3 protein-coding genes and 1 pseudogene are annotated in these 3,453 nt (G+C 65.9%); 1 reads left to right on the top strand and 3 read right to left on the bottom strand.

Translation table 11 applies throughout. From position 1 onward, the window contains the following. A pseudogene (locus tag DRV96_RS18885) lies at nucleotides 1-132 on the bottom strand (IS256 family transposase); the annotation flags it as partial. A 242-nt stretch (nucleotides 133-374) separates the two neighbouring features. Here DRV96_RS18885 and DRV96_RS17575 point away from each other — a divergent pair. After that, complete coding sequence (locus DRV96_RS17575) at nucleotides 375-2,348, top strand: alkaline phosphatase PhoX (protein WP_162911136.1); 1,974 nt, start codon at nucleotides 375-377, stop codon at nucleotides 2,346-2,348. A 176-nt stretch (nucleotides 2,349-2,524) separates the two neighbouring features. Here DRV96_RS17575 and DRV96_RS17570 read toward each other — a convergent pair whose 3' ends face one another. Both DRV96_RS17570 and DRV96_RS17565 read right to left on the bottom strand, forming a co-directional pair. After that, nucleotides 2,525-2,776, bottom strand: a complete 252-nt coding sequence (locus DRV96_RS17570; RefSeq protein WP_119293558.1) for a rhodanese-like domain-containing protein — start codon at nucleotides 2,774-2,776, stop codon at nucleotides 2,525-2,527. 69 nt (nucleotides 2,777-2,845) lie between these two features. Then, nucleotides 2,846-3,453: transposase (locus DRV96_RS17565; protein WP_210757101.1), on the bottom strand; the 608-nt coding region annotated here is incomplete at its 5' end.

Raw genomic sequence — 3,453 nt, 5'->3', positions numbered from 1 at the left:
CTTCTGGCCGGCGTCGATGCACAGGCCCAGGAAGGCGTGGCGGACATCGCGCAGCACGCCCTGCACGGGCAGCGAGATCTGAACCTGCGCAGCGGGCACGGCCCGCAACGACGACTTCGTGTGAGACTTCATCTCGGTGGCTCCTTCGGTTGCTTGCGAGGCAACCCGCATGCTCTCGCATGCGGGTCGAAGGAGCCGCCACCTCAGCTCACGCGTTCAACAGACTTTGGGACATCGCCCGACGCCGTGCTCGTCCGAGGTTTCACTTCGGTGTCATCTACTTGTTAAATGAAGCCGCAAGACTTTGCAAAGGGGCGGCCTTCGAACGGCTGCACCTTCAGTGTCGTCGACAACCCACACCGAGGATATTCAAGATGCGTTCCATCACTTTGTCCCGGCGGCCGCTCGCGATGGCCGTCGCTGCCGCTTTCGGTGCCGCGAGCCTGGGCGTCCAGGCCGACGCCCATCACGCAAACGAGGGCAAGCACAAGGGCCAGCCCACGGTCGAATTCATCGGCATGCCGGCGCCGTCCACAGCCGCCGAGCGCGCCGCGTTCCTGACCAGCGCGCGCGTCAAGGTCACCTACCCGAACGGCAAGGTCGTCGAGCAGCCGCTCGAGTACGTGACGCTGTTCAAGAACACCGACACCGTCGGCAGCAACCCGTATCCGGCCGGCACGCTCTATGACGCCAACGGCGTGCCGATTCCAGACCCCGTCGACCCGAGCAAGGTGCTGGTTTCGGAAACGCCCGATGCCAACAGCCTGATCAAGGTCGGCGACGAGCTTTACCTCGTCACGCACTTCGAATACGACTGGCTGCTGTCCAACGGCAAGACGACGTTTAGTTCGCCCGACAGCGCCTTCACCCAGGCCAACGGCACGCCCGACAACTGGCGCTGGAACACACCGACCTCGATGATCCTGACCCGCATCGAGCAGGATAAGCACACCGGTCAGCTCACCGCCGTCGACCAGAAGCCCATCGACTTTTCGGCCTGGCAGGGCGTGGGCTGGCTGTGCAACGGCACGCACACGCCGTGGAACACGCACCTCGGTTCCGAGGAGAACTACTCGATCGATGCCCGCGCCGTGGAGGCGAGCCGCGCCATCGACCCGACCGGCATGCACGACTCGATGACCGGTTTCACCAAGCTCTATTTCAACAACACCCAGCTCGCGAACCCCTATTACCGCGGCATCACGCCGGAGGTGAAGATCAAGAAAGGCGGCAAGACCGAGGTGGTCAAGCACTTCGCCATGGGCCGCGGCACCTTCGAGATGGGTTACGTCTTCCCTGACCAGCGCACCGTGATCTTCGGCCATGACGGCGACAACAAGCCGCTCACCATGTTCGTCGCCGACAAGCCGCGCGACCTGTCGAAAGGCACGCTCTACGCGGCGAAGCTGGTGCAGCTGAGCCCCGACAACGCCACCGACGGCGGCCGGTTCGAGGTGCAATGGGTCAAGCTCGGCCGCACCGACAATGACAGCGTGAAGGCGCTCGTCGATGCCGGCATCCAGTTCAGCGACCTCTTCGAGGTGAGCGACACCAACCCCGGTGACCCCAGCTACATCGCCGTCGCCGCCGGCAAGACCACGCCCGAGTACCTGCGCCTGAAGACCGCCAGCCGCGGCTTCAACGCCAAGGACATCGAGCTGGCCGCCGCTGCGCTCGAGACGCTGCGCTATGCCGGCTACAGGGGCGCGACCACCGAATTCAACAAGCTCGAGGGTCTGGCCTTCAACGCACGCGACAACGTTGCCTACCTCGCCATCACCGACATCGCCAACGGCATGGAGACCGGCAAGGGCACGGGTACTGCGGGCGATCACATCCGGCTGGGCAAGGTCCGCGCCGGCGCCACCTACGCCATGGCCATGGGCAAGAAGCAGAAGGACACCGACGGCAACCCGATCAAGAGCGACTACGTCGGCGTGAGCATGTGGGTCCCCGAAGGCCTGCTCGGTGAGGACATCCCCAAGGATGCGGCCGGCAACACCGCCAACGAGGACAAGATCGCCAACCCCGACAACCTCTACTTCGACGAGAAGATGCGCACGCTGTTCATCGGCGAGGACAGCTCCACGCTGCACATCAACAACTTCCTGTGGGCGTACAACGTCGACACGAAGAAGCTCTCGCGCATCATGTCCCTGCCGGCCGGCGCCGAGTCCACGGGCCTGAAGGTCTACGAACTGCATGGGCATACCTACATCCTGGGTAATGCGCAGCACATCGGCGACTTCAGCCGCAACATCGACCCGACGCTGAAGAGCCAGATCGAGCCCCTGGTGAACAAGTTCGAGGCGCCGATCGGTTATCTGAAGGGGATGCCCAAACTCTGATCGGCAACGGCCGGTGAAGGACTGCAGGGCCGCGATGCGGCCCTGCCTGCTTCGACTGCGCCGTGTCCTGCAGCTATGGCGACGTCAGGTGTCCGCCGGGCAGGCGGCGGTACGCGGCCGTTGCGGCCGACGGCGTGGCAGCGCCGTCGGCGCAGGGCGGGAAGGTGCCACGACGGCTACTTGCCGACCTCGATCGGATAGTCCTTCTGATCGGCCGGGAAGCGTTTGAAAGGCGCGATCAGCTTGTCGTCCTTGCTCCAGCCCATCATGCCGAACTGCAAGCCGCGCGCGTTGTAACCGAGGATCGACAGCAGGTAGCTGGTCGCCACGGCGGTCTGGCCGTTGTAATCGGCCACCACGATGCGGCGGCCGAGCGGCAGCTTGGCGAGGCTCGCCGGCTCGAAGACGCTCGCGGACGGAATGTTCACGGCGCCGGGAATGGGCGTTGTCCCGTTCGCTGTTGAACCGTGACCGGTGACGGCCCCTCGGTGAACATGCTACGCGGCCTCGAGGACGGTGCCGTCGTCGCTTGCCGGACGACGGGCATCCAGGGCCTTGAGGAGGGTGCGCATCTGGCCACAGCCGCGCAGCTTGCGCATTCGCGTGGCCGCGTCGCTGAGCGCGCTGGCCACCCAGCGCAGCACCATCTGGCCGTCGCCCCAGCGCTCGACGTTGCGGCAGTAGTGCGCCACCGAGCCGTTCAGGTTCTCGATGGGGTTGGTCGTGCGCAGCGTGCGCCACAGCGCCGCGGTGATGCCCAGTGCCTGCACGGTCAGCGTCTCCTGCAGGCCCTCGCGCAGGCTGGCGGCCGCACCCGGGTGCCTGGCCTGCAGCGATGATGCCAGACGGCCGAGCTGCTTGCGCGCCAGATCGGCGTCCGAGGCCGACCAGGCGTCCTTCAAGGCCCGCTTGACGCTGGCGTGCAGCTCCCTGGGCAGGTGCTCCAGCACGTTGCGCCGCTTGTGCTCCTGACAGCGCTGGACGAGCGCGCTGGCACCGAAGGTCTGGGTGATGGCCCGGCGCAGCGCCTTGCCGCCGTCGATCACCCACAGCCGCATGCGCTGGGCATCCAGCCCGCGCTCGACCAGATCCGACAGCAGCGCGG

Source organism: Azohydromonas sediminis, assembly GCF_003574675.1.
Lineage (GTDB): Bacteria > Pseudomonadota > Gammaproteobacteria > Burkholderiales > Burkholderiaceae_C > Calidifontimicrobium > Calidifontimicrobium sediminis.
The sequence above is the reverse complement of the archived record's forward strand: the minus strand, read 5'-3'. Positions and strand labels throughout refer to the sequence as shown.

What these genes read in the sequence shown, in the direction of transcription:
- DRV96_RS17575 (WP_162911136.1), top strand. Translation starts at nt 375, where the DNA reads ATGCGTTCCATCACTTTGTCCCGGCGGCCGCTCGCGATGGCCGTCGCT.